Source organism: Paragemmobacter kunshanensis (assembly GCF_011059185.1).
Classification (GTDB): Bacteria; Pseudomonadota; Alphaproteobacteria; order Rhodobacterales; family Rhodobacteraceae; genus Paragemmobacter; species Paragemmobacter kunshanensis.
This window is the reverse complement of record NZ_JAALFE010000101.1, coordinates 1-927: the sequence shown is the minus strand read 5'-3', so window position 1 is coordinate 927 and position 927 is coordinate 1. Positions and strand designations below refer to the sequence as shown.

Here is a 927-nt window from a genome sequence, read left to right as displayed (position 1 = left end):
GGACGGGATCACGCCTAGCAGCATCACAGTTGGACGTGGATGCCTCGATACCGTCCCGCGCGCGCATCCCTCGGGCAGGTCGGTCATTTTCTTCGACGAGGTGGCGCGGATCACCGAGGACAGCTGGGAAGCGGGCGAGACGCTGGCGGCGCGGCTCCTGCCCGAGACGGGTCGCGGAACACTGGCCTTCGCGCTGGCACCCGAGGACAGTGTAACGCTCGACCGTCGTGCCATCCGGCCCCTGCCGCCCGGACGGGTGCAAGGCAACGGCAGTTACGCCCCGAACGTCGATGCGCTGGTCACCGGCCCTCTCGCCCTGACCTGGACGCATCGCGACCGGCTGACCCAGACGAGCCCCGTGATCGTCGACCACACCGGCGGCTCCATCGGCCCCGAACCGGGTGTCGGCTACATCATCGAAGTGCGCTGGGTGGATCCGGATACGGGTGCCGCCATCCTGCCCGCAGGCGTGGTGATCGACGCAGGCAGCAGCGCCAGCTGGTCCCTCGCGCCAGAGGCCATTCCCGAGTTGGGCGCCCCGGATCGCACGGCTGAGATCGAACTGGCCGTCCGCTCGCGGCGCCTGGTCGAAGGCAGCTGGATCACCGACCGCGAGGCGCGGTGGTTTCGGCTGACAGCGCCCTTCGCCGCCGGATGGGACCGTGGCTGGGGTTTCCTCTGGGGCACCTGATCCCGGAATTCATCACAACGAACGAGGACGAGCATGCCGGAACGGATCATGCCGGGATTGGGGCTGCGCGCCTTCTACGATCCCGGCCAGCGCAACTGGGGCACCAGCCTCAGCGAAGACCTGCGCCGCCTGTCTGCGCTGGTACAGCCGCGTGCCACGTCACGGACTGCAGCACTTCCTGCCACCGGCACCGCGGGCCAGATCGCCATCGTGCCCGCCACGGCAGGCGCCAATGC

Annotated in this window: 1 protein-coding gene and 1 pseudogene; both read left to right on the top strand. The window is 69.3% G+C overall.

What is annotated here, in order from left to right; translation table 11 throughout:
* Window positions 1-691: pseudogene (locus G5V65_RS21970) on the top strand (phage tail protein); the annotation flags it as partial.
* 33 nt (window positions 692-724) lie between these two features.
* Window positions 725-927 (top strand): hypothetical protein (locus G5V65_RS21965; RefSeq protein ID WP_206526941.1); only part of this gene is annotated, 203 nt, incomplete at its 3' end.